Source organism: Achromobacter sp. 2789STDY5608621 (assembly GCF_001299375.1).
GTDB lineage: Bacteria > Pseudomonadota > Gammaproteobacteria > Burkholderiales > Burkholderiaceae_B > Achromobacter > Achromobacter insuavis.
Genome location: NZ_CYTU01000010.1, coordinates 42,009 through 67,440, shown reverse-complemented (window position 1 = coordinate 67,440; position 25,432 = coordinate 42,009). Strand labels below are relative to the sequence as shown.

The 25,432-nt window shown below is 70.4% G+C and carries 22 protein-coding genes; 11 read left to right on the top strand and 11 right to left on the bottom strand.

The window, feature by feature from the left end:
- Window positions 1-23: 23 nt before the first annotated feature.
- Window positions 24-920 (top strand): LysR family transcriptional regulator, encoded by an 897-nt coding sequence (locus AOZ53_RS12590; protein WP_054430528.1) that lies wholly within the window; start codon window positions 24-26, stop codon window positions 918-920.
- Between the two features lie 86 nt (window positions 921-1,006).
- Here the strand turns inward: AOZ53_RS12590 and AOZ53_RS12585 are convergent, their stop codons facing one another.
- Window positions 1,007-2,791 carry a chloride channel protein gene (locus tag AOZ53_RS12585; protein ID WP_054488019.1) on the bottom strand — a complete coding sequence of 595 codons (1,785 nt, stop codon included), beginning with the start codon at window positions 2,789-2,791 and terminating at the stop codon, window positions 1,007-1,009.
- A 120-nt stretch (window positions 2,792-2,911) separates the two neighbouring features.
- Here AOZ53_RS12585 and AOZ53_RS12580 point away from each other — a divergent pair, with 120 nt between their 5' ends.
- From AOZ53_RS12580 to AOZ53_RS12535, 10 genes are all read left to right on the top strand, one after another.
- Window positions 2,912-3,361: a MarR family winged helix-turn-helix transcriptional regulator gene (locus AOZ53_RS12580; protein ID WP_054430530.1), complete on the top strand. Its 450-nt coding sequence runs from the start codon at window positions 2,912-2,914 to the stop codon at window positions 3,359-3,361.
- A gap of 107 nt (window positions 3,362-3,468) precedes the next feature.
- Entirely contained in the window at window positions 3,469-4,629 is a 1,161-nt protein-coding gene (locus AOZ53_RS12575; RefSeq protein WP_054488017.1) for an HPP family protein, read from the top strand.
- Window positions 4,630-4,692: 63 nt separating this feature from the next.
- The gene (locus AOZ53_RS12570; RefSeq protein ID WP_054488015.1) at window positions 4,693-6,132 is read left to right on the top strand and encodes a sensor histidine kinase; all 1,440 of its coding nucleotides are present in this window, start codon (window positions 4,693-4,695) and stop codon (window positions 6,130-6,132) included.
- Complete coding sequence (locus AOZ53_RS12565; RefSeq protein WP_054430533.1) at window positions 6,129-6,743, top strand: response regulator transcription factor; 615 nt, start codon at window positions 6,129-6,131, stop codon at window positions 6,741-6,743. Before AOZ53_RS12570 ends, AOZ53_RS12565 begins: the two co-directional genes overlap by 4 nt.
- 123 nt (window positions 6,744-6,866) lie before the next feature.
- A complete protein-coding gene (locus AOZ53_RS12560; RefSeq protein ID WP_054430534.1) occupies window positions 6,867-7,355 on the top strand; it encodes a GlcG/HbpS family heme-binding protein in 489 nt (162 codons plus the stop codon).
- A gap of 126 nt (window positions 7,356-7,481) precedes the next feature.
- Window positions 7,482-7,997, top strand: coding sequence for a sigma-70 family RNA polymerase sigma factor (locus AOZ53_RS12555; protein WP_054430535.1), 516 nt, complete (start codon window positions 7,482-7,484; stop codon window positions 7,995-7,997).
- Window positions 7,967-8,956: a FecR domain-containing protein gene (locus AOZ53_RS12550; RefSeq protein ID WP_082380387.1), complete on the top strand. Its 990-nt coding sequence runs from the start codon at window positions 7,967-7,969 to the stop codon at window positions 8,954-8,956. Before AOZ53_RS12555 ends, AOZ53_RS12550 begins: the two co-directional genes overlap by 31 nt.
- A 128-nt stretch (window positions 8,957-9,084) precedes the next feature.
- Window positions 9,085-11,490 carry a TonB-dependent siderophore receptor gene (locus AOZ53_RS12545; RefSeq protein ID WP_054488013.1) on the top strand — a complete coding sequence of 802 codons (2,406 nt, stop codon included), beginning with the start codon at window positions 9,085-9,087 and terminating at the stop codon, window positions 11,488-11,490.
- Between the two features lie 2 nt (window positions 11,491-11,492).
- Window positions 11,493-12,629 (top strand): YncE family protein, encoded by a 1,137-nt coding sequence (locus AOZ53_RS12540; protein ID WP_054430538.1) that lies wholly within the window; start codon window positions 11,493-11,495, stop codon window positions 12,627-12,629.
- The gene (locus AOZ53_RS12535) at window positions 12,626-13,297 is read left to right on the top strand and encodes a PepSY-associated TM helix domain-containing protein (RefSeq protein WP_054488011.1); all 672 of its coding nucleotides are present in this window, start codon (window positions 12,626-12,628) and stop codon (window positions 13,295-13,297) included. The genes AOZ53_RS12540 and AOZ53_RS12535 overlap by 4 nt, the downstream gene beginning before the upstream one ends.
- A 7-nt stretch (window positions 13,298-13,304) precedes the next feature.
- On the opposite strand, the gene AOZ53_RS12530 is transcribed toward AOZ53_RS12535, so the two are convergent.
- The 10 genes from AOZ53_RS12530 to AOZ53_RS12485 all read right to left on the bottom strand — a co-directional run bounded on the left by AOZ53_RS12530 (window position 13,305) and on the right by AOZ53_RS12485 (window position 25,429).
- Complete coding sequence (locus AOZ53_RS12530; protein WP_054430540.1) at window positions 13,305-14,444, bottom strand: hypothetical protein; 1,140 nt, start codon at window positions 14,442-14,444, stop codon at window positions 13,305-13,307.
- Window positions 14,445-14,560: 116 nt separating this feature from the next.
- Window positions 14,561-15,985: a hypothetical protein gene (locus tag AOZ53_RS12525; RefSeq protein WP_156333377.1), complete on the bottom strand. Its 1,425-nt coding sequence runs from the start codon at window positions 15,983-15,985 to the stop codon at window positions 14,561-14,563.
- 27 nt (window positions 15,986-16,012) lie between these two features.
- Window positions 16,013-17,161 (bottom strand): RNA-binding protein, encoded by a 1,149-nt coding sequence (locus AOZ53_RS12520; RefSeq protein ID WP_231690609.1) that lies wholly within the window; start codon window positions 17,159-17,161, stop codon window positions 16,013-16,015.
- A gap of 150 nt (window positions 17,162-17,311) precedes the next feature.
- Window positions 17,312-18,535, bottom strand: coding sequence for a YeeE/YedE family protein (locus AOZ53_RS12515; RefSeq protein ID WP_369816815.1), 1,224 nt, complete (start codon window positions 18,533-18,535; stop codon window positions 17,312-17,314).
- Between the two features lie 93 nt (window positions 18,536-18,628).
- Window positions 18,629-19,558: a sulfurtransferase gene (locus AOZ53_RS12510; protein ID WP_197286478.1), complete on the bottom strand. Its 930-nt coding sequence runs from the start codon at window positions 19,556-19,558 to the stop codon at window positions 18,629-18,631.
- A 245-nt stretch (window positions 19,559-19,803) separates the two neighbouring features.
- Entirely contained in the window at window positions 19,804-22,011 is a 2,208-nt protein-coding gene (locus AOZ53_RS12505; RefSeq protein ID WP_054430543.1) for a rhodanese-like domain-containing protein, read from the bottom strand.
- 149 nt (window positions 22,012-22,160) lie between these two features.
- On the bottom strand, window positions 22,161-23,090 hold the full coding sequence (locus AOZ53_RS12500) for a CysB family HTH-type transcriptional regulator (RefSeq protein ID WP_054430544.1): 930 nt from the start codon (window positions 23,088-23,090) through the stop codon (window positions 22,161-22,163).
- 40 nt (window positions 23,091-23,130) lie between these two features.
- A complete protein-coding gene (locus AOZ53_RS12495) occupies window positions 23,131-23,478 on the bottom strand; it encodes a VOC family protein (protein ID WP_054430684.1) in 348 nt (115 codons plus the stop codon).
- A gap of 122 nt (window positions 23,479-23,600) precedes the next feature.
- Window positions 23,601-24,806, bottom strand: coding sequence for a cystathionine beta-lyase (metC, locus tag AOZ53_RS12490; RefSeq protein WP_054430545.1), 1,206 nt, complete (start codon window positions 24,804-24,806; stop codon window positions 23,601-23,603).
- Window positions 24,803-25,429, bottom strand: coding sequence for a cysteine dioxygenase family protein (locus AOZ53_RS12485; protein ID WP_054430546.1), 627 nt, complete (start codon window positions 25,427-25,429; stop codon window positions 24,803-24,805). The genes metC and AOZ53_RS12485 overlap by 4 nt, the downstream gene beginning before the upstream one ends.
- Window positions 25,430-25,432 lie beyond the last annotated feature (3 nt).

Below are 25,432 nucleotides of genomic sequence, written 5' to 3'. Positions count from 1 at the left end.
CAAAATTCCTGAACGAAACCGCCATGCGTGAAATCAACCTCGACCGGCTTCGCACCCTGGTCGCCATCGCCGACCTCGGCTCTTTCGCCGACGCCGCCCGCGCCCTGCACCTGGCGCCGCCCACCGTCAGCCTGCACGTGGCCGACCTGGAGGCGCGCGTCGGCGCGCCGCTGCTGACGCGCAAGCGCGGCCAGGTCCGGCCCACGCCCATCGGCGACACCCTGTTGGAGCGCGCGCGCCGCATCCTGGCCGAGGCCGACCAGGCGCTCGACGACGTACAGCGGCAGGTGCAGGGCCTGGCCGGCCGGGTGCGGCTGGGGGCGTCGACCGGCGCCATCGCCCACCTGCTGCCGCAGGCGCTGGAAGCGCTGGGCCGCGAACACCCCGGCATCGACGTCCAGGTGGCCGTGCTGACGTCGCAGGAAACCCTGCAGCAACTGGGCGACGGCGCGCTCGACGTGGGCCTGGTGGCGCTGCCGCAGCCGCCCGTGCCGGGCCTGGTGCTGCGGCCCTGGCGGCGCGATCCCATCATGGCCTTCCTGCCCGCCGCCTGGAACCCGCCGGCCCGCGTCACGCCCGCGTGGCTGGGCGACCGGCCGCTGATCCTGAACGACGCCAGCACCCGGCTGTCGCGCCAGACCGGCGAATGGTTCGCCGCCGCCGGCCTGCAGCCGCGGCCGCGCATCCAGCTGAACTACAACGACGCCATCAAGAGCCTGGTCGCCGCCGGCTACGGCGCCACGCTGCTGCCGCACGAGGCCACCGCGCCGCAGGCCGACCCGCGCATCGCCATGCGGCCGCTGCGTCCGGCGCTGTGGCGGCCGCTGGGCATCGCCCATCGCGACGGACAGGTCGAGCGCGCCACCCAGCACGTGCTCGACGCCCTCTGGCAATTGCGCGCGGCCGACGATCGCGCCTAGCCTGGCGACCGGGCCGCGCGGGGTGCCTTTCCCTGCCAACCGATCCTGGCCGGCCGGCGCCTCGGCCGCCGGCGCGGCCCCGGGATTCAGCCTGCCCCGGACGACGCCCGCCGCAGGAACGACGCGCGCTCGGCTTCCTCGCGCAGGCGCCGGGCGCGGCTGCGGAACAGGTCCTTGCGGCCGACGATGCCCAGCACCCGGCCGCTGTCGCGGTCCAGGATCGGCACGCGGCCGGCGCCGGACAGCGCCATGCGGTCGGCGATCTGGCTGGCCAGTTCCTCCGGAAAGCCATGGACCAGCTCGCGCCCCTGCAGCGCCTGCGCCAGGGTCTGTTCATGCAGCGCCGGTTCCAGCGCCCAGGCCAGGCTGTCTGCGCGCGTCACCTCGCCCACCGCCACGCCGGCCTCATCGACCACGGGGTAACTGGTGTGGACCGGCTGCGCGGTGGTGAAATGCGCGATCGCCTGCGCCACCGTCAGGCTGTCGGGCAGCGTCTGCACCGGCGTGGTCATCACCTGGCTGGCGCGCAGCAGGTCGAACGGATCGACCCGGTATTCGCGGCTGATGTGGTGGCCGCGGCGCGCGATCTTTTCGGTCAGGATCGAGCGGCGCAGCAGCAGCACCGTCACGCCGTAGGCGAACACGCAGGCCGCCAGCACCGGCAGCAAGGCCCCCAGGTTGCCAGTCAGCTCGACCGCGAACAACGTCGCCGTCAACGGCGCCCGCATGGTGCCGCCCATCATCGCCGCCATGCCCACCAGCGCCCAGAAACCCGGCGCGGCCTGCGGCAGCAGCGGCGTGGCCAGCGCGCCGAGCGCGCCGCCGAAGATCAGCAAAGGCGCCAGCACCCCGCCCGAGGTGCCCGAGCCCAGCGCGATCGACCAGATGGCCACCTTGACCACCAACAGCAGCAACACCGCCTGCAAGGCCAGGTCGCCCGCCAGCAGATGGCGGATGTTGTCGTAGCCCACGCCCAGCGCGGCCGGATCGATCAGGCCGCCGATGCCGATGGCCAGGCCGCCCAGCGCCGGCCACCACATCCAGTGCAGCGGCAGTTTCTCGAACAGATCCTCGGCCGCGTAGACCAGCGCCGTCAGCACGCCGGAGCCCAGCCCCGCCAGCACGCCCACGGCGGCGCAGGCCACCAGGTGCCACGGGGTGAATGCCATCATGCCGGCATAGCTGAAGACCGGCCCGTCATCGAGCGCGAAGGCGCGCGCCACGGCCGCCACCAGCGCCGCGGTGGCGACCGGCAGGAAGCTGCGCGGCTTCCACTCGAACAGCAGCAGTTCCACCGCCAGCAGCACCGCCGCCAGGGGCGTGGCGAAGATCGCCGTCATGCCCGCGGCCGCGCCGGCCACCAGCAGCGTCTTGCGCTCGCCGTCGTTCAGGTGGATGGTCTGCGCCAGCAGCGAGCCGATGGCGCCGCCGGTCATGATGATCGGGCCTTCCGCGCCGAAGGGACCGCCAGTGCCGATCGAGATGGCCGACGACACCGGCTTGAGCACCGCCACCTTGGGCGCGATGCGGCTCTTGCCGATCAGGATGGCTTCCATCGCTTCCGGAATGCCGTGGCCGCGGATCTTCTCCGAGCCGTAGCGCGCCATCAGGCCGATGATAAGGCAGCCGATGACGGGAATGGCCACCGACGCCGGCCCCAGGCGGCCGCTGGTGATGGGCAGGTCGGCGAACGAGAACAGGCCGTGGTAGGCCAGGTTGGTGCACAGCGCGATCAGGCGCAGCAGGGCCCAGGCGGCGGCCACGCTGGCCAGGCCGGTCGGCACGGCCAGCGCCATCAGCAGCACGACACGCTTGTCGGTGGTGAAGTCGCCCAGCCGCAAGGCGCGCACGGAAGAGGAAACGGGAGGCATGGTTCGAGATGAGGAGAGGGAAACGGAACGCGCGGCCGCCGCGTCCACGGGGACGGTGATCGGCCGCTGTTTGCGAAAAATCAAATATATCGTATCACGACATATATTAGAATCGGCCGGGTGAAACGTTCCCCTGCCCCCGACCTGCCGTCCGCCACCGACTACGAACTGCTGGCCGATTTCCGCTACGCGCTGCGCAAGTTCGCCGCCTTCAGCGAAAACGCCGCGGCCGGCCTCGACTTGATGCCGCAGCAGCACCAGGCGTTGCTGGCCATCAAGGGCAGCCGGCCCGGCGCGCCCGGCCGCCGCGGCCTGTATGTCGGCGAGATCGCCGAACGCCTGCTGGTGCGTCCGCACACCGCCGCCGAACTGGTCAATCGCCTCGAACGACTCGACCTGGTCAGCCGCGAACCCGATCCCGAAGACGGCCGCCGCGTCGAGGTGGTGCTGACGGACAAGGCCGAGCGCATCCTGGCCAGCCTGTCGGCCTCGCACCTCGAAGAACTGCGCGCCATGCGGCCGTTGCTGACCCGCCTGCTGGCCCGCATCGGCGACGACGCCGAGCGCTGATTCCGCCCGCCCCTCATGACCCGGCGGCATAAGCTCATGCCGCCGGCCGGCGCGCCGCGTGATAAATTGTCGTCCCCCGATATATCTGAAGCGGCGAGGTAAAGGTTTTGGCTGTGGCTATCAAGCGCTGGCTCGGTGCGTTCGCGCCGGCGCCGGTCGGCGTCAATCTGCGCGAAAAGCTCTATGGCGCATTGGGCGCGCTGGTCGGGCTGTTCTGCACCGAATGGGTCGGCCACCACGCCCTGGGCAACGCCAACCCCTGGTTCATCGCGCCGATGGGCGCGTCCGCCGTGCTGCTGTTCGCCGCGCCGGCCAGCCCGCTGGCGCAACCCTGGTCGATCATGGCGGGCAACCTGGTGTCGGCCCTGATCGGCGTGTTCTGCGCGCAGGCGATAGCCGATCCCGGCGTGGCCGCGGCCACGGCGGCGGCGCTGGCCATCGCCGCCATGTTCTCGCTGCGCTGCCTGCATCCGCCCAGCGGCGCGGTGGCGCTGACCGCGGTGCTGGGCGGGCCGCAGGTCGCGGCGCTGGGCTATGGCTTCGTGCTGTGGCCGGTGGCCTTGAATTCCGCCATCCTGCTGGGCATCGCCGTGGTCTTCAACGGCCTGCTCAGGCGCAACTATCCGCGCCGCCACGTCGAGCCCGCGCCCGGCCACCAGACCCGCGACCCGGCGCCCAGCGCCCGTCTGGGCTTCTCGCGCGCCGACCTGGACGAGGCCCTGGCGCAGCGCGGCGAGCTGCTCGACATCAGCAAGGAAGACCTCGAGGACATCGTGCTGGCCGCCGAGCTGCGCGCCAGCCGGCGGCGCTTCGGCGACGTGCGCTGCGCCGACATCATGTCGCGCGACGTGGTCGTGGTGCAGCAACAGGATCCGCTGGACTACGCCGTGCGCCTGTTCGACAAGCACCGCCTGCAATGGCTGCCGGTGCTCGATTCCGCCGGGCACTACGCCGGCATGCTGGCGCAGGCCGACGCGCTGGCCCGCCGCGGCCGTCCGGCCCAGGTCGCGGTCGCGGGCGGCGCGCCGGCCGACCTGCTGGTGGCCGACTGCATGCGTTCCGAGGTGCCGTTCGCCACGCCCGACCTGCCCGCGATCGAGCTGGCTCGACCCATGTCCGACAGCCTGCACTGCGTGCCGGTGCTGGGCGAAGGCCGCGTGCTGGCCGGCCTGGTCACCCAGTCGGACCTGGTGGCCGCCCTGCATCAGATGGCGCTGTCGGCCGCCGCCCAGGCCGCGCCCGGCCACGACGGCCGCCTGGCGGCGTGAGCCGCGACGCCTCCGTAGCCCTACGGATTCCGCGCCGGATCGGCCACGGGGCATAATTCCAGCGTGAATCCCCCGCTGCGCCACCGCGCCTTCCTCGCCTGGCTGGTCCTGTTCTGCCTGGGCGCCCTCTGGATCGGGCGCCAGCACTACGTCGACCAGTACGAACGCTTCTTCCAGGACACCAGCGTGGCGCAGCGCATGCTGAGCCAGAAGACCGTGCAGCACGAAGCCGTATTGGCGACGCTGTCCGCGCTGTCGCACCCGCCCGCGCCCGAACGGCTGTTCCCCAGCCTGCGGCCGGCCATGCCGCAGTTGCAGGCGCTCGGCTACCTGCCCGACGGCGCCTGGGCCGGCAGCACGGCCGAACCGCCCGGTCTGCGCGCCGCGGTCGAGCAGGCCCGCACGCTGGGCCGCCCCGTGACACTGCCGCTGGATGCCGCCCGCTACTGGCTGGTGGCGCCGTCCAGCTGGAGCCTGCTGGTGGACGCCCGCGAACTCGTGCCCGCCGCCGACTTCCCCGCCAGCCTGGCCAACCTGACCCTCGCCATCGGCCAGCAGCCGCTGCCCCTGCTGCAACGGCAGCCGGACCCGGCCGGCCCCGGCTGGCCGCTGACGCTCGCCAAGCCGCTGGGCGCGGCCAGCCAGCCGTTCGCGCTGCACAGCACCCGCACCCTCACGCCCGCCTCCTGGCCCTGGCTGCCCTGGGGACTGTGGGGCCTGACCAGCGCGCTGCTGGTGGCCGGCGTCACCGCCATGCGGCGCTCGCGCGCCGAGGCGCGGCGCCAGCAGGAACAGGCGCGGCTGGCATCCATGGCGCGGCTGAGCACGCTGGGCGAAATGGCCGCCGGCATCGCCCACGAACTGAACCAGCCGCTGACCGCGATCCTGGCCCAGACCCGCGCCGCGCAACGCCTGCTGGACGACGAGGAAGAACGCCCCAGCGTGCGCCGCGCCCTGCTGGCCAGCGCCGAACAGGCCAAGCGCGCCGCCGACATCATCAGCCGCATGCGGGCGCTGGTGCAGCCCAGCGCGCCCGGCCGACGCGAGGCGCTGGACGCCGACGCGCTGGCGGCCTCGCTGCGTTTCCTGCGCGAACCCGAACTGGCGCGCCAGGGCATCCGCCTGCATTGGCACAACGCCAGCCCGCAGGCGCGGCCCCTGGCCGAGCGGGTCGCGCTTGAACAGATCCTGCACAACCTGGTGCAGAACGCGGCCGACGCGCTGGCCGATGCCCCGGGGCCGCGCCAGATCACGCTCGAAGGCCGCGCCGACGGCGCCACCTACGTCTTCAGCGTCAGCGACAACGGACCGGGCATCGCCGCCGATGCGCTGCCCCGGCTGTTCACGCCGTTCTACACCACCCGCGCGCAGGGCATGGGCCTGGGGCTGGCGCTGTGCGAAACGCTGGCCGGCGCGATGGACGGCCGCCTGGCCGCGCGCAACCGGCAGCCCTCGGGCGCCTGCTTCAGCCTGACCCTGCCCCTGGCCGGAGGCCCCGCATGAACCTGCCCGACCAATCGCCGCTGGTCTACCTGGTGGACGACGACGACGCCGTGCGCGACGCGCTGGCGCTGCTGCTGCGCAGCGTCGGCCTGCGCAGCGCCGGCTACGGCGATCCGCAGCAATTCCTGGCGCAGCTGGCGCCGCAGACCATCGGCTGCGTGGTGCTCGACATCCGCATGCCCGGCATCAGCGGACTCGATGTGCTGGCGCGCCTGGCCGAGGCCTCCGACCTGCCGGTGGTGATGCTGACCGGCCACGCCAACGTCGACCTGTGCCGTCGCGCCTTCAAGGGCGGCGCCATGGAATTCCTGCAGAAGCCGGTGGACGACGACATTTTCCTGGACGCCGTGCAGACCGCCGTGCGCGGCCACATCGCCAGCCGCGAACGGCTGGCCGTGACGCAGGCCGCCGCCGAACGCCTGGCGCGCCTGTCCACGCGCGAACACGAGGTCTTCGAGCGCATCGTGCAAGGCCTGAGCAACAAGGAGATCGCGCGCGAATTCGACCTGTCGCCGCGCACCGTCGAAACCTACCGCGCCAATGTCTTCGCCAAGCTCGAGGCCGACTCGCTGGCGCAGCTGATCCGCCAGTACGCCACGCTGCTCGACTGAGGCATCGCCCGGCCGCCTCCGTAGCGCTACGGAGGCGCGTGGGTAATCGGGCGTATACCGCGCTGCGCGCCTTTTGGCCACACTGACTGCTCCTGATCCCCACACGAAAATAGGACGCAGACCATGACCCGCCATCCGCTCGCCGCCCTGGTTGCCACGCTCGCCGTCAGCGGCGCCGCCCACGCCGCCGTGCTCACCGAAAGCAATATCTCGACCGCCGACGCCCAGAAGCTGGCCACCGCCGCCGTCGCCGCCTGCCAGGCCAAGGGCTACAACGTCAGCGCCTCGGTGGTCGACCGCGCCGGCCTGCTCAAGGCCTTCGTGCGCGCCGACAACGCCGGCCCGCACACCATCGAGGCGAGCCGCGCCAAGGCCTTCACCTCGGCCTCGGCCAAGGCGCCGACGCTGGCCATCATGGAGAACGCGCAGAAGAACCCCGGCGCCGCCAACCTGACCGACATCCCCGGCTACCTGCTGCTGGGCGGCGGCGTGCCGATCAAGGCCGGCAACAACGTCATCGGCGCCATCGGCGTGGCCGGCGCGCCCGGCGGCAACCTGGACGCGCAATGCGCGGACACGGTTCTGGAAGAGAACGCGGCGTTGTTCAAGTAAGCGGCGAGCGGAACTGGAGCGTCTTCCCACCCTGCGCCACAACCCAGCACATCCCCCGCTGGAACTCCAGGCCTGAATAGCTATAATAGGAACCATTCCCATTATTCTTTCAGGTTTGGAGTCCCCGTGCCGCCCGGCGACCTCCCGGCTCCCCACGCCGTCGACACGCTCTACCGCTCGCACCACGCCTGGCTGACGGCGTGGCTGCGGCGTCGCCTGCGCGACGACCACGACGCCGCCGATCTGGCCCAGGACACCTTCGTGCGCCTGATCGCCGCCCGCGACACGCCGGGCCTGCGCGAGCCGCGCGCCTTCCTGACCCGCATTGCCCAGGGCCTGGTAGTCAACCTGTGGCGCCGCCGCGACCTCGAACACGCCTACCTGCAAGCCCTGGCCCAGCGTCCCGAGGCCAGCGCGCCCTCACCCGAGCGGCGCGCGCTGGTGCTGGAAGCGCTGGTCGAGATCGACGCCATGCTGCAGCGCCTGCCGGCCCGCGCCCGCGAGGCCTTCCTGCTGGCGCAGCTGGGCGGCTACACCTATGCCGAGATCGGCCGGCGCCTGGACGTGTCCGAGCGCATGGTGAAGAAATACATGGCGCAGGTGATGCTGCAATGCCTGTTGATCGCGGACGGCGTCTGGTGAGGCCCGCCACGCTGTCCGCCCCGCCCGACCGCCGCGTGCTCGAAGCCGCGGCCGACTGGTTCGCGCGCCTGGGCGACGAGCGCGCCAGCGCCGACGACACCCGCCAATGGCAGGCCTGGCTCGATGCCCGGCCGGAACACCGCCGCGCCTGGGATGCCGTGGCCGCGATCAGCGCGCGCTTCGAATCCGTGGCCGGCCAGCCGGCGCTGGAGGCACTGACCGGCGCCGGACGCGGCCGCCGCCGCGCGCTGCGCACGCTGATGCTGCTGGCCGGCGTCGGCGGCCTGGGCGCCGCCGCCTGGAACCAGCCGGCCACCCGCCGCCAGCTGGCCGACCTGCGCACCGACGTCGGCCAGACCCGCCAGGCCACGCTGGAGGACGGCTCGCGGCTGTGGCTGAACACCGCCAGCGCGGTCAATCTGCGCTTTGACGCGCAGGCGCGCCGCGTGGTGCTGGTGGACGGCGAAACCCTGATCGACACCCATCCCGATTCCCGCGAGCCGGCCCGGCCGTTCCTGTTGGACGTGGGCTATGCGCAACTGCGGGCGCTGGGCACCCGCTTTGCCGTGCTGCGCGACGGCGGCCGCGCCTGGCTCGATGTCTATGCCGGCGCGGTCGAGATCCGTCCCGACGATGCCCCCGTCCGCATCGCGCAGGCCGGCACCCGCACCGGGTTCAGCGGCCGCGCCATCGACGCGGCAGAACCGCTCGACCCCGCCCGCGACGCCTGGACCCGCGGCGAACTCGTGGCCGATGGCCTGCCGCTGGCGCGCTTTGCCGCCGAGCTGGCGCGCTACCGCCGCGGCTTCGTCACCTGTACGCCGGAGGTCGCGCGGTTGCCGTTGGTGGGCGTGTTCCCGCTGGCCGACACCGACCGCATCCTGCGCGCGCTGGAAGCCACGCTGCCCGTGCGCGCCCGGCGCGTGCTGCCCGGCTGGGTCCGGCTGGAGGCCGCCTAGCGCCGGCCGGCGCGGGCGGCTTGCCCAACTATTTTGTAACAGCCGCGCGTTTCCGGTTCCCCTTTCTTCTTTTCGCTTGGCACTGCAGATGTACGACGCGTTTCGCGCGTCCGCCGCCAAGGAACCCCATGCACGTCCCTCCCTTCCGTTATCCGCTCCTGGCCCGCGCGCTGGCCACCGCGCTGACCGCGCCAACGGTCCTGCTGGCCGCCACGCCCGCGCAAGCCCAGGCGCCCGCCGGCTTCCAGGTCGCGCCCGGCCCGCTGTCGCAGGCGCTCAGCCAGTTCGCCAGCCAGGCCGGCGTGACGCTGTCGCTGGACGGCCGCCTGGTGGCCGGCAAGCAGAGCCCCGGCCTGTCGGGCGCCTACAGCGTGGACCAGGGCTTCGGCCGCTTGCTGGACGGCACCGGCCTGCGCGCCGAGCGGCGTTCGGACAACGTCTACACGGTGCGGCCGGTGGCCAGCGGCGACAATGCCGCCCAGCTGGAGCCGGTGACCGTGGTGGGCGCATCGACCGCCGAAGGCGCCTACCAGCCGGAGCCGGTGGCCTCGGTGACGCGCTCGCCGCTGGCGGTGCTGGACCAGCCGCAGGCGGTCAACGTGGTGCCGGCCCAGGTGCTGCGCGACCAGCGCCCGCGCAACCTGGACGACGCGCTGGCCAACGTCAGCGGCATCACCCAGGGCAACACGCTCGCCGGCACCCAGGACACGCTGATGAAGCGCGGCTTCGGCGCCAACCGCGACGGCTCGATCATGCACAACGGCATGCCGCTGGTGCAGGGCCGCGGCCTGAACGCCGCCGCCGACAGCGTCGAAGTTCTCAAGGGTCCGGCGTCGCTGCTGTACGGCATCATGGATCCGGGCGGCGTCATCAACATCGTCAGCAAGCGGCCGCAGCTCACGCCGTACCACGCCATCACGCTGACGGGTTCGACCTATGCCCAGGGCCGCGACGGCGTCGGCGCCACGCTCGACAGCACCGGGCCGATCGGCGATTCGCGGCTGGCCTACCGCCTGGTGGTCGACACCATGAACGAAGACTACTGGCGCGATTTCGGCCGCCGCCGCGACACGCTGGTGGCGCCGTCGCTGGCCTGGTATGGGCAGGACACGCAGATCGTGGCCTCCTATGAGCACCGCGACTACCTGTATCCGTTCGACCGCGGCACCGCGCTCGATCCCACCACCGGCAAGCCGCTCGACATCCCCTCGCGCCGCCGCCTGGACGAACCCTACAACAACATGTGGGGCAGCACCGAACTGGCCCAGGTCACCGTGGACCAGCGCGTCACCGACAACTGGAAGGCGCACCTGGGCTACAGCTGGAACCAGGAACGCTACGACGCCAACCAGGTGCGCGTGACCGCCATCGATCCGGTGGCCGGCACCGTCAAGCGCAGCAACGACGGCACTCGCGGCGCGCTCTCCACCGACCACTACGTGATCGGGTACGTCGATGGCCGCGTCGACATCGGCGGCCTGCGCAACGACCTGCAGGTCGGCGCCGACTACGAGCGCCGCAAGATCTTCCGTTCCGACCTGATCCGGCAGAACCTGTCCAAGCCGTTCAGCTACGTCAACCCGGTCTACGACCAGCAGGACCCCGGCAACACCGTGGTCGCCAGCGACAGCGACCAGACCGACAAGCTGCGCGCCACCTCGTTCTTCCTGCAGGACTCGCTGCACCTGGGCGAACGCTGGATCCTGGTCGGCGGCCTGCGCTACCAGCACTATGAGCAGTTGGCCGGGCGCGGCCGGCCGTTCAGCACCAACACCGACATCGCCGGCGGCAAGTGGCTGCCGCGCGCCGGCCTGGTCTACAAATGGACGCCCGAGGTGTCGCTGTATGGCAGCTACACCGAATCGCTCAAGCCCACCTCGACCATCGCGCCGCTGACCAGCGGCACGGTGATCGACTCCGGCGTGGCGCCGGAACAGGCCAAGTCGTGGGAGCTGGGCCTGAAATGGGACATGCCGGGACAGACCACCGGCACGCTGGCGTTGTTCGACATCCGCAAGCGCAACGTGCTGGTGTCGCAGTACAACGACGTCACCAAGCTGACCGACTGGCGCACCAGCGGCGCGGCGCGCTCGCGCGGCGTCGAGCTGGACGTGAGCGGTTCGCTGTCGGCGCGCTGGGACTTCATGGCCAGCTATGCCTATCTCGACGCCCGCACCACCGACGATCCGCAGTATCAGGGCAACCGCCTGTGGAACGTGGCCCAGCACACCGGGTCGCTGGCGCTGGTCTACAACGCCGGCCAGATCGGCGAAGGCCGCCTGCGCCTGGGCACCGCCGCGCGCTACGTCGGCACCCGCCCGGGCGATTCGGCCAACTCGTTCGTGCTGCCGGCATACACCGTGGTCAACGCCTTCGCCACCTACGACACCCGCGTCGCCGGCCGCAAGGTGCAGTTCCAGCTGAACGTCAACAATCTGTTCGACCGCACCTACTACACCTCCAGCGCCAACCAGTACTTCATCTCCATGGGTGACGCGCGCCAGTTCGTGCTGTCGACGCGGATGGAATTCTGAGCATGCAACCGCCTATCACCGCCTCCGCGCCGGCCGCGTTCCCGCGCCGAGCCGCGCCGCGCCTGCGCGCCGCCTTGTCCGCCGCCTGCGCCGCCGCGGCCCTGATCGCCCAGGCCCCGGCCGGCGCCGAAACGGCCGCCGCCCGCGACCCCATCGTGGCCGAGCGCAGCGCCACCGCGCTGCCCGGCAGCGGCCACAGTTGGGGCTTCGCGGCCCTGGCGCGCGACGGCGCCGAACTGCTGCTGGCGCGCCGCGAGAACGGCCTGACCGTCTACGACACCGCCCGCCGCCAGGCGCTGGCCCGGATACCCGGCACCGAAGGCGCCAACGCCGTCGCCGCCGTGCCGTCGGCCGACCGGCTCTACGTGGCCGGCATGGACGGCAGCGTGATCGTGGTGCGGGCCTCCGACCGGCAAGTGCTCAAGCGCGTGCCGCTCGACATCGGCAACCTCAACAACGTGCTGTACGACCCCGACAGCGGCCAGGTGCTGGTGACCAGCGGCCGCCGCGGCGCCGTGTCGCGCGTCTACCGCCTCGATCCGGCCTGCGACTGCGTGCGCGCCAGCCTCGACCTGCCGGCCGCCAAGCTCGACGCGCCCGCGCTGCTCGGGCCCGGTGTGGTGGCATTGCCGCTGCGCGACGAGGGCCGCATTGCCGTCATCGACCTGCGCCGCATGACGCTGACGCGCCTGTGGCAGCCGCCGCAATGCCCGCGCCCCAGCGCCCTGGCCGCCGATCCCGCCGGCAAGCGGCTGTTCGTCGCCTGCCGCGGCGCCGATCCGCGCCTGCTGAGCCTGGACGCGGACAGCGGCGCGGTACTGGCCAGCGCCGCCGCCGGCCGCGACATCAACGCCCTGGCCTATGACGCCCGCCGCGGCTGGCTGCTGGCGCCCAGCGGCGCCGATGCCCGCCTGTCGATCCATGACGCGAGCCGTACCGGCCACCTGCGCCGGCTGGCCTCCATCGGCACCCGGCCCTGGGCCCACAACATGGCCTACGACGCCGACCACGGCATCGCCTACCTGCCCAGCATGGACGACACCGAGGTCTATCCGGCGGACGGCGGCGAGTCGCAACGGCATTTCACCGCCGACAGTTTCACCGTCACCGCGTTGCGCCTGCGCGAGGCGCGGCCATGAGCCTCACCTCCGCCAACTCCGCCATCGCCCGGCCGCCGCGTCCGCCGGCGCGGCGCGGTCAATACCTGAAGGCGCTGCGCAAGGCCCACGGTTGGCTCGGTTTGTGGGGCGCGCTGCTGGGCCTGCTGTTCGGCGCCAGCGGCATCCTGCAGAACCATCGCGCCGTGCTCAAGATCGACATGCCCGGCCCGGCGGTCGAGACCCTGCAATTGCAGGCGCCCGCCGGCCTGCCGCGCACCGACGCGGCGGTCGGCCAATGGCTGCAGCAGGCCTTGAAGCTGGACAAGCCGGTCGAACGCATCCGCAAGGAAGCGGCGCAGGACGTGCGCTGGGGCGATGTCACCGCGCGCCAGCCCGAGCGCTGGCAGGCGCTGTTCCGCGCGCCGGGCTATCAGGTGCAGGTGGAATTCTGGCCGCAAAGCGGCGCCGCCAGCGCCCGCCGCAGCAGCGCCAGCTGGTGGGGCGTGATCCAGAACTTCCATCGCGCCAATGGCACCGGCGTGGCCTGGGTACTGCTGTCCGACACCATCGGCGGCGCGCTGATCGCGCTGTGCCTGACCGGCGTGCTGCTCTGGACCGAACTGGAGAAACGCAAGCTGATCGGACTGGCCATCGCGTTCGCGTCGGTGATCGCGTGCCTGGCGGCGGTGGCGCAATCGTGGGCCTGATGCGGCATCAGGCAGGTTGCGCCCCGGACGGCAACGGGCCGATCTCCAGCGGGCAATGATGCTTCAACGGAAAGCGCACGCGCCCGTCCACCACCAGGAAGTTCAGCTCGGCATCGCCGCGCGTGTGCAAGCGCCGCGCATCGAAGCGCAGGGCCGGAATGTAGGCGTCCTGATACCAGCGTCCATCCACCCGCACCCAGCGCACGTACTCCGGCGAACGCCCCAGCGTGCGCACGGTGACCAGCACTTCGGTCACCGGGCCGCGCACCGTGCGCTTGCAGGTTTGTAGCCGCGACCTTTGCTGCCACAGCCAGAGCTTGCGCAGCGGGCCGATACACGGCGGCGACAGACACGCCAGCATCACCGCCGCGAACAGCCACAGGAACGCCTGGTAGGCATCCAGCGACAGGATCCCGACGATTGCCCCCAACCCCACCGGCAGCATCATCAGGAACAGGAAGATCCCCACCATCCATGCCAGCGGCTTGAGCGCGCCGCGCCGCAGTTCGGCCCAGTCGTCCTCGCCCATGGGCTGGTCCGTGACCCGCACCGGCGGCAATTCCGGATAGTCCACCCGCGCGATCCTTTCCCCGCAGGAAAAACTGATCCGCGCCTGCGCATCGGGATACAAGGTATAGAGGTCCATCACCTCGTGCTGTACGATCGCGTCCGGATTGGGGGGATCGAGCAAGCCGGGCACCGGCTTGCCATCCAGCACGTAGTCGACGCGGGCGCCCTTCCACCGCAGTCCGCCCGAATTCCGGGTAGGCGCCACCGGGGCCGCCGACAACGGCACGCCATCGGCGCGCGGCCGCATGCCCGTCAGCGCGCCCTGCGCCACCTGGACGCGCCCGGCCCGCAAAACGCGGCCGATGCCCACGAAGGCCTGCCCGTGGCGCCAGGCCGTGTGCAATGCCACCGGCAGGAACACCAGAATCGCGACCAGAAGGCCATAGGAAGCGGCAATGGCGCGCCCGGGCACCACGTAGTCGCTCAGCCATTGCGGCGGCGAATACCAGAGCCACAGCAGATACAGGAACATCAGGACGATGAGAAGGGCCAGCGCCATCAAGCCACGGTGGCTCTGGCGGCGGGCCTCGAGTTGGGCCCGCAAGGCGGCGTTCAATTCGACTTCGGAGAGGTGCATGGGGCGCTCGCAACGAATCGACAAGGAACCTGGGGCACAGTCGTCGGGACGGACGCCCGGACTGTGCTGTCGGCCGATGCTATCACGCGCGGGCGATGTTGTGACAAAAAACTACATCAATATAGATCGTGCCCAATCAGCGCATCGCCGGGTGGCGGATCGGAAAACAATCCCAAGACCGGCGCGTACACAAGTTCATCGACCTCCTGCCCAACGAGAGCATGGCGATGCATCAGGTTATCCATCAGTTCGAATGTGGCGTCATGGTCTGCGGCAAACTCGACGCCGGCCATTCGTTCCGGATCCAGCGCCGCGGACTTGGCTTGGAAATAAAACCGTATGCAATCGTCGAATTCAGGCCCTTTCCACGCATCGCACACCCACGGATTCGACTCTTCCGGCAACGGCACCCATGAAGGCTGGGGTTCGTCGCCGACCACTTTGATGGGGGGTGACGGGCGCCCCATCAGATCGCTGGGACCGGGTGGATCGACAACCTCGATGTAATAGGGAGGTTGAGATCCTGGCGGCGCGGATGCCACGGGTTTCTCTCCTGCGACAGGCTTATCCGGCCCCGCCGCGGGCGGAGCGGCGGGCGGCGCGCTCGGAGCGGGAGGCGGCGCGGGCGGCACGAACGGCAGGCTGGGAACAAGCGCCCAATCTCCGAAGCTGTCAGGCGGTATTCCGATCTCTCCCCCCGATATCAAGTTTCCATCGTGGTGCGGCGCGCTGGCGTCATTCCCCGGGGGCAAGCCGGCCGAGGGATGAGGGGCCGGCGTAAGCAGGGTTACCGGCGTCGAGGTTCCGATCTGTTCGAGCATCGAGCCGTCGTTCATCACGGTGATGATTCTCGTCGCTGCTTCAACGACCAGGCCATTGGCGATGGGCGTAAAGCTGTGGATCGCCTGGAATGCATCCTGGTAGCAAGCCCACGTGTTGCTGGCGCCGTCCATCTGCGTGCACGTCACTCCGAAGAGTCGGTAGGCGAGGCCCTCGTTCTTGGCATCGAAAGCCATGCCTGTGATCGTGCTGCCGAACTGATCGGTATAGGTCAGGCCATCGATCTGGTGGAAGAGCTTTTCAATAGATGCCATCCACTCCAACAAGCCATTCTTCAGCAGTTCGTAGCCCCACAGGGGTAGATCGACGCTGAACAATTTCTCTGCAAACGCGCACGCCATCAACTTGCTATAGGTCTGTTCGACTTTAGGCAGGCTTTTCTGGTCAAGCAGAGAAATACTTCTCAGCAGATCCATGTCAGCCTTCAACTTGAGCCCGGCTTCGTTCGGTTTCCCTTCCGCTCTGACATAGTCGATATCATGCACCTTGCAAATCAGATCTAGCTGACTTGCCTGCCCGGGCTGTCCATCAGCATCGGAAAACCTCAATACATCGCTGTCCAGCAATTCATCCAGACTCTTCGTCCCTCCACGTTCCCCGGCGGACCACTCGGGGCCGCACCATCGCCCATATACGGGAAGCCAGCTGACTGGATTGAAACTGGGGTCCTGCAGCCGGATGCTTCCATCTTCAGATGCCATTTGTGTCTCCTGCAAAGGTAAAGGCCGCTACGGCTCCAGGCCGTGCGTGGGATGATCTCGAACCGTGACGGGCATGATTTCGGCGTCTTCCCAGGCCGGCAGCGGAATCGGCGACCAGGTGCCGGTGGCGATGTTCAGCAGCGAGATTCCGGCGAGCCGGTCCGCGGGGTCGAAGGGCTGGTCCGAATGGAGCGCAACGACGTAACCGCCGTGGGGATCACAAACCAGTTCCCTGGGATGGAACGAGAGCGCCTGCTGCCAGCCGACACGCGCCCCTTGCGCCGAGACGCGGATAACGGCCAACCCGGATTCCGGTGTCTGGCCCCAGAGATACTGGTTGCCGGCGTCGTCCATTGACGCAATGCGCGCATTCCGGATTCCGGGGAAGACCTCGGGTGTTGGCACCTCCTGGACTCCACGTCGCATCCGGTAGATCTGGCTTCCCTGATACCGATTCATGTAGGTCGACAGGAAATCGCCGGGGCCGAAGGAATGGAACAGGATCTCGTCGTCCGAGAGGTATTGCGCCTGCCCTCCCGCGACGAAAGCGAACGTGCCGCCGAACGGCCTTTCCGCCGCGCTGCGCCGATCAAATTCCCACACGTCGAAATCCAGCAGGCGCAGGCGGCGGCCCGGCGGCAACAGGCGACCGCTGCGCCAGAAGGCGATTCTCGTCTCGTCCTGCGACATGAAGGGGGACAACTTGATGCCCCGCGCCAACGGCAGGATGTCGAAGGCACTGCCATCAGACCGCATCAAGGCGATCTGCGAATCGTCCACGGATCGGCGCGCATCCGCCTCGCTGTCGCCATAAACCGGTCGGCGCGACATCACGACGTAATGACCGTGCGGGGAGTAATGGGCATGGGTATACAGATACCCTTCCGGCAGCCCATAGCGGAACAACTTCCCGGAACTGCGCTGGTAGCGCATGACGTCGCACCGCTCGCCGCCTGGTCCGGAACACTCCACGAATAGCCAGTTATCGCCGTTGGGATGCACGCTCAGCGAACGGATTCTCCGGCCGCCGTTGGGCGGTGCGAACCCCGTCCGTATCGTTGGCATGGCCGGGACCGCCAGCGGGGCGACTTGAGAGGAGGATTCCACCGGAATCAGCACCCGCCACCACAGCGGCAGGACAGCGGCCAGGGCCAGCGCGGCCAGAATCACCCCCACTCCATATCTCCGACACCACGCCACCGCCGCCTCCACGCCGCCACCCGACAACCGGCCCGCGCATGGAGCCGTTATTGCCGATCCTCCGCAATAACGTATCGGCGAGAACGGTCGAGCGGAAGCGGTTGCCGGTGGAAAGCGGACGGATGCTCAGCGCGTCGGGCGCAGCTTCAGCGCCACCCAGATCCCCGCCACGCAGGCCGCGCCGAAGATCCAGCCCGAGGCCGCGCCCGCCATCACGCCAGACAGCAGAGTGCCGACGGTGCAGCCCAGCGCGCTCATGCCGCCCCACCCCATCAGGACGCCACCAGTGAAGTTGCGCAGGATCTCGCGCGCCGTCGGCCAACGCGGCCGGAACGCGCCGGCGGCCAGCGCGGCGGCCCAGGCGCCCGCCACCAGCGCCAGCACGAAGGCGCCGTTGTTGGACAGCAGCGCGTTCTTGACCGCGGTGGCGCAGCCGGCGAAGGTGTCCAGCCCCTCCAGCCGGGCGGGCAGCGCGCCGGCCGCGGACGCGGCGGTGCGGGCCACGCTGCCCAGTTCGGCGGTCACGCCCAGCGGCGCGATGCGCAAGTAGGCGATGACGCCGATGAAGGCCACCAGCAGGCCGCCGACCGCGGGCGGCCAGCGGTCCCGCAGCACGGCTTGCCATGGCGAGGGCGGCGGCGTGGCCGGGTCGTTCGCCGCGTCCTGGAAGGCATTCGCTGGCCGGATGGCGGCGCCGTCAGGCGCGCCATCGGCCTGGCGCGCGGCCGGAACGCGCCGGCCGAGCCGGCTCAGGCCCAGCGCCAGCAACGCCAGCAACGCGACTTGCAGCAGCACGGTGCCGCCGTAGCCGAGGTGGTGCGGCAGCCACACCACCGGCGCCTGCTGGATCATGGCCAGGTACAAGGTGTTCCAGGACGCGAAACCCAGCACGAAGCCGACGCCCGCGCCCAGCAAGGCGAATGGCGAGGCCAGCGCGCCTTCGCCGAGGCGGTACAAATGCGCGCTGATGCAGGAGCCCGAGATGCGCATGCCGACCCCGAACACGAACGCCCCGGCCACCAGGGCCAGGCTGACCGGCCCGATGTGGGCGCCGGGCGGCAGGCGATCGGCCCCGGGAATGGGCAGGAACGCGCCGAACACCGCGTGGTAGCCGAGCGTGCCGACCGCCAGCGCCACCAGCACGGCATAGGCGCCGGCGGGGTCGCGCCGTTCGATCGCGTCACGCGCGATGCAGTAGAAGCAGAATCGTGAACGTTGCAGCACGATGCCGAAGGCGGCGCCGAGCAGCAGCGACAAGGACAGGCCGCGGCCGCCCTCGGGCTGCGACGCCAGCCACCAGGCGGCCGCGCCGATGGCGGCCAGCAGCGCCACGGCCGCCGCATTGCCGATCGCCGCGGCGGCGGACGGGATCGCGGCGGCCGAGCCCGTGGCGACAGCCGCCGCCGGCCCGGCCGGCGGCGCGGAGTTTCCCAGGGCGCTCACTCAGGTCTTGCCCCACACGGTGCCCGACGGATTGCTGATCGGCGAACCGACGCTGTTGCCGTACTCGGTCCACGAACCGTCATAGTTGCGCACGTCGTAGCCCAGCAGCTTGCGCAGCGCGAACCACGAGTGGCTGGAGCGCTCGCCGATGCGGCAATAGGTGATGATGGGCTTGCTGCCGTCCACGCCCACCGCCTGGTAGATGGCGCGCAGTTCGTCAGCCGACTTGAAGGTGCCGTCCTCCGCCACCAGCTTGCTCCAGGTGACGTTGACCGCGCCCGGCACGTGGCCGGCGCGCACCGCCAGTTCCGGCACGCCGTTGGGCGCGAAGATCTTGCCGTTGTATTCATCGGCCGAACGGATGTCGACCAGCACGCCCTGCTTGTCCTTGCGCGCCACCGCCAGCACGTCCTGCAGGTGGGCGCGCAGCGCCGGGTTGGCGTCCTTGGGACGCGCGTTGCCGGCGGCCAGCACCTTGACGCTGTTGGACTGCGGGCGGCCCTCGGCTTCCCATTTCTTGCGGCCGCCGTCCAGGATCTTCACATTGTCGATGCCGTAAATGTCGAAGATCCACGCGCCCCAGGCGGCGAACCAGTTGTTGTTGTCGCCGTACAGCACCACGGTGCTGTCGGTGTTGACGCCGGCGCGCTCCAGCAGCGCCTGGAACTGCTTGGGCGGCGCGATGTCGCGGTTGACGGTGTCGACCAGGTCGGTGTGCCAGTTGACGTTGCTGGCGCCGGGAATGTGGCCGCGCTCGAACAGGCCGGGATTGACGCTCACCTCGATGACACGCACCTTGGGGTCGTTCAGGTTCTTCTCCAGCCACTCGGTGGTGACCAGGTACTTGGCGTGCTGCGCCGTGGCGGGAAAGGCCATCAGGCTGGCCAGCGCGGCGAACGCGCCCGCCAGCAGTTTCGATAGGGACATCATGATCTCCGGAAGCAGGCGCAATGCGGCCTGGGAATCCGGAGCATATTTGTTCAGCTTACAGTCAGGAACAATTTACTGGTCATATCCTGATTACCGGAATGCGCAGGTCGCGGTCGATCGCGACCCGCGCCCGCGAATCCCCGCGCGAGGCCAGCGCGGCGCCTGCCTTCACGACAGGCCGGCGCCGTGGCGCCGCGCGGCGGACGCCCTGGCTGGGCGCCCTCCGCGGCGCCCAGGCGCCCCGCCTACGCCGCCGCGATCAACCGGATATCCGCGCTGCCATCGCGCTCCAGCTGCGCCACCAGCCCCAGCTCCCAGTCGAGATAGTCGCGGAAGCCCTGGTCGCGCGCCGACAGGTCGTCGAACAGATACGGGCTGATGCTCTGGTCGTCGTCGCCCGTCAGCACGCCCTCGGCGCCTTGCGCCAGCGGCAGGCCCTGCGCCTGCCAGGCGCGCGTGCCGCCCAGCAGGTAACTCACCGGACGGCCGCTGCGCCAGGCCAGTTCGGCCGCCGCCACCGCGGCCAGCACGCCGTCGGGCGAGGTCAGCACGATGGGGCGTTGCGTGTCGGTCGGCAGAAACTCCTGCAGGCGATCCGGCGCGGCGTAGCGCGCGCCCGGTACGTGGCCGCGCTCGTAGGCCAGCCGCGACTCGATATCGAACAGTTCGGCGGCGCCGGCATCCAGCGCCGCCCGCAAGGCCTGGGCTCGCAGCGCGGGCGCGTCGGGCCGGTGGCGCAGCACGCGGCGCGGCTCGGCGCCGCGTTCCAGCGGCGCCAGCGCCGGCGGTTGGTACAGGTAGACCTCGACCGCGCCCAGCTGCGCCAGCCAGGCGCCAGTGGTCTGCGCGCGCACGCCGTCCCAGTCGACCAGCACCACCCGCGCGCGGCGCGTCGCCAGGTACTCGTCGGTCGCCTGCACCAGTTGGCCGCCCGGCGCCCAGCGCCAGCCCGGCAGGTGGCCGGTCTCGTATTCCTCGCGGGTGCGCACGTCGAACTTGTACAGCGTGCGCGTGCCCTGCTCGGCCTCGAACGCTCGCAAGGTCGCGGCGTCGATATGGCCGATGCCGGCGCGTTCGGCCACGCCGCGCGCCTGTACGCGCGCCGCGGCGGCGCTGTCGGCGGACGGTTCCGGCAAGGCCGCCTGGCGGCCATAGGCCAGCTCGCGGCCGGACAGCAGCCATTCCATGGTGCCGTTGCGCAGCGACGCCACGCGGTTCGGGATGCCGGCGTCGATCAGCGTCTGCGCGCCGACGATGCTGCGCGTGCGGCCGGCACAGTTCACCACCACGAAGGTCTTGGGATCCGGCGCCAGTTCGCGGATGCGGTACACCAGTTCGGCGCCCGGCAGGCTGTGCGAGAACGGCAGCGTGAAGTTGTGGAATTCCTCCGGCGTGCGGCTGTCGACCACCACGATGTCGTCGCCGCGCGCGACGCGCTCGTGCAGGTCGTCGACGTCGATCCAGGGCGTGTGCTTCTCGTGCTCGATGACTTCGCCGAAGGCCTTGCTGGGCACGTTGGTGCCGGAGAACAGCTCGCGCCCTTCCCGCTCCCAGCCGTCGGTGCCGCCGGCCAGCACCGAGATGTCGGTCCAGCCCAGGCGGGTCAGCTTGGCCGCGGCCTGGTGCGCCAGGGTCTCGTCGTCATCCACCAGCACGATGCGCGTGTCGCGGCGCGGCACCAGGCGGTCGGCCAGCACCTCCAGGCGCCACAGCGGCGCGGGCACCGCGTACAGCAGGTGGCGGCGGGCGTAGCGGCCGGCTTCGCGCACGTCGAGCACGGCGATCTCGGCCTCGCCGCGCAGCGCTTCCTGCAACCCGGCGGGCGACAGGCGCGCATGGTAGATCGCGGCCGGCGGCGAAAAGGTGCGGTAGGAACCGCCAGCGGTGCTCTCGAACACCACCCGGCCATGCAGACGGTCGAGCGCCAGGCCGTAGAAATGCAGGTGCGCGCCGGGCTTGCCGTCCACCAGCTCGATGGTGTGCACGTCGCTCGGTCCCAGCACGATCGAGTCGCCCGCGGCCACGTCGACGCGCCGCACGTGGGTCAGCACGTCGCGGCCCGGCTCGGCGCCGGCGCTACGCGCATAGACCTCGTTGCGCTCGTTGCCCGACACGCCGGCGATGATGGCCCAGGTGGTGTGGTCGTGCGGCGGCTGGGCCTTGCCCGCCTCGCCCAGCGACAGGTACAGCGCGTAGGCGCCGTCGGCGTCCTCGGCCAGGCGGTAGATCGCGGTGGGCCGGCCCGGCACCACTTCAAAGGCCTGCGGCGGAAACAGCTCGGCGCGGCGGCCCAGCGCTTCGAGCAGGCGGGCGACCGGCGCCAGTTGATCGGGCGTGGCGCGCGCGGGGTCCGGCACCAGGGCCTTGACCTGCGCGATGAAGTCGCGCACGGCCCGGGCGCGTTCGGTGTCGTGGCGGAAAGCGGCGGCGGCCGCGTCGGAATGGGTGCTCATGGGATCCGGAATTCCTGGGGTTGAAGAACCGGATCAGCCTACGTCCGCGGCCCGGCGCGGACAACGTAGAAATGCGTCTATGGATATGCGGCGACTGCGCGGCCCATGTCGGCCTCTGGCCGATCAGGCGGACCGCGCGCGCGCCGCGGTCAGGCCTCGCCCTTGAGCGCCTGGTCCACCACCGCGCGCGTCAGCGTCGGCACGAACATCTCGATGAAATGGAAGGCGTAGCCGCGCAGCCAGGCGCCGCGGCGGATGGCCAGCCGCGTCAGGTTGATCTCGAACAGATGGCGCGCGTCGATGGCGCACAGGCGCGTGTCGCGCTCGGCGTCCCAGGCCACGGCGGCCACGATGCCCACGCCCAGTTCCAGCTCGACGTAGGTCTTGATGACGTCCGCGTCCATCGCCGTCATGACGATGTCGGGCGTGATGCCGGCGCGCGCGAAGGCTTCGTCGATGTGGGCCCGGCCGGTGTAGCCGCGGCCATAGGTGATGATGGGATAGCGCGACAGTTGCGACAGGCTGATGCCGCCTTCCACCGCGCCCAGCGGATGCCCCTTGGGCACGATGATGCTGTGGCTCCAGCGGTAGCACGGCAGGTTCAGCAGGCCGGGATAGTCGGCCACCGCCTCGGTGGCGACGCCGATGTCGGCCTCGCCTTCGAGCAGCATTTCCGAGACCTGCCGCGGCGAGCCCTGGTGCAGGTGCAGCACCACCTCGGGATAGCGCTGGCGGAACTCCTTGATGACCGGCGGCAAGGCATAGCGCGCCTGCGAATGGGTCGCGGCGATCGACAGCACGCCCTTGCGGCTGTCGGCGTATTCGGCGCCGGCATGACGGATGTTGTCGGCGCATTGCAGGATCTGCTCGACCAGCGGCAGGATCTGCTCGCCCGGCGGCGTCAGGCCGATCAGGCGCTTGCCGGAGCGCACGAAGATGTCGACGCCGACCTCTTCCTCCAGCTCGCGGATCTGGCGGCTGACGCCGGGTTGCGAGGTGTGCAGGCTTTCCGACACGTCGGTCAGGTTGAAATCGCGGCGCACGGTTTCGCGCACGGAACGCAGTTGCTGGAAGTTCATGGAATCGCCGAGGCCTGTGTGAGGGAGCCGAGCACGAGGCCTAGCCGAGAAATGCCAGCTGGTTGCCGCTGGGGTCTTTGACGTACATGACGCGCGGCAAGGCGTCGGGCAGCGAACAGACCGGGTGAAAGCCCGCATCGCGCAGGCGCAGCAGGATGTCGTCGTAGGCGCCGGTGCGGATGGCCAGGTAGTCGGCCCTGACCTCGCGGCTGACCTCGGCCACCGGCGACAGCGACAGGGTCGCGTCGCCCAGCGCGAACAGCAGGCGCCCGTCCGGGACTGGCATTTCATCCAGCCCGAGGGTGCCGCGGTAGAACTCGCGCACGGCGTCCAGCTGCCGCGCCGCGAAGGAAAGCTGTACCGATCCGATCGAAGAAATAGAAGACATGCCCTGCCGCCAACCTTGGAACAAGGCAAATTCTAGACCCCGGGGGTACAACCGGACAAAGAGGTTGTAATTGCTTCTACATAATCAGAATCCCTAAGGAAACGCAGTCATTTGCATATGCGTCAGGCGCTGCGGCGCAGGCCGTCGCGGACCACGCCGAAGGCCCGATCGAGGTCTTCCACCAGGTCCAGCGGATGCTCCAGGCCGATGTGCAGGCGCACCACTTCATGGCCGCCCTGCCACACGCTGTGTTCGGCCAGCCGTTCCGGCGCCGCTTCCAGCGCCAGGCTCTCGTAGCCGCCCCAGGACGCGCCGATGGAGAAATAGCGCAACGCGTCGATGAAGCGCGCCGCGGCGCCCGGCTGGTCCGCCCGCAGCGCGAACGACACCAGGCCGCTGGCGCCGCTGAAATCACGCCGCCACAGCGCATGGCCGGGATCCTGCGGCAAGGCCGGGTAATAGACCCGCTCGACGTCCGCGTGGCGCGACAGGTATTCCGCCACGCTCAGCGCGTTCTGGTGGTGGCGCGCCAGCCGCACGTCCAGCGTGCGCAGGCCGCGCAGCGTCAGGTAGGCATCGTCCGCGCCCACCGCCAGGCCGAGCGCGTCGTAGGTGGCGCCGACCTGCCGCGCCAGCTCGGGGCTGTCGACCGTGACCACGCCCATCATCACGTCCGAATGACCGGCCAGGTACTTGGTGGCGGCCTGGATCGAGATGTTGGCGCCCAGCGCCAGCGGCTGGTAGTAGAGGCCGCCGCTCCAGGTGTTGTCGGTGGCCACCACCACGCCGCGGCTGCGCGCCTGGGCCGCCAGCGCCGGCAGGTCCAGCACCTCGAACAGCAGCGAACTGGGAGACTCCAGATACAGCAGCCGCGTGTTGGGGCGGAAGCGTTCGGCCAGATCGTCGCGGCCGGGCGAGAAGTATTCAACCTCGATGCCGTAGCGCTGCAGCAGCGCCTTGTCGACGCGCCGCACCGGCGAATAGACGCTGTCCGACACCAGCGCATGCTCGCCCGGCGCCAGCGTGGCCAGCAGCACCAGCACGATGGCCGACAGGCCGGACGGCGCCAGGACGCTGCGATGGCCGCCCTCCAGCGAGGCTACCGCCGCTTCCAGCGCCTGGTGCGTGTCCAGGCCATGGCGGCCGTAGGTGGCGACGCGTTCGCCAGCGGCGCGCTGCGCGTTCAGCGCCGCGTGCGTGGCGGTGTCGGCAAAGCGCACGGTGCTGGTGCGCACCACCGGCACATTGACCGGACCGGCGCCCTGCTTCAGGTCGGGACTGCCGGCATGCACCAGCCGGGTCTGCACGTGGGCGTGATCGAGGCTCATGCGCGCTGCTCCTGGCCCGGCTTCATCTGGGTGGCGTTGTAGTTGACGATCTCGCCGGTGGCCAGGTCGATGCCGATGCGGCCCGACAGCGTCTCCAGCGGCTGGCCGTACAGGTGGAAATGCAGGGTCGGCTCATCGCCGGTGACGTGGATGCTGTGGATGTCGTCCGGCAGGAACGACACCGACTGCCCCGGCTGCACCACCACTTCGCGCACCTGTTCCAGCGTGGCGCGGCCGGCCTGCGAGCCGTCGTCGCTGCGGCGGTAGACGCGATTCAGTTCCTGGCCCGACAGGGCCACGATCACCGCCCAGGTGGTGTGGTTGTGCGGCAAGGTGGTCTTGCCCGGGTTGATCGAGTTCAGGTAGAGCGCCGGTTCGCCGGCGGCGTCGTCGGGATTGAGGCGGTAGCGGGTCGAGGCGCCCACGCCCTGCCCCGGCGCCGGCGGCGCGAATTCGGCCGCGGGAAACAGCGCGCGCTGTTGCGCCAGTTGTTCCAGGCGCGTGGTGATCCGCGCCAGCAGGTCGCGCGACAGCGGCGCGGCGGCCAGCAGGCCGCGGATGTCGGCCAGGGCGTCCTGCACCTGCTGGCGGCGTTCGAGGGAAACGGAAGATTCGGTGGTCATGTC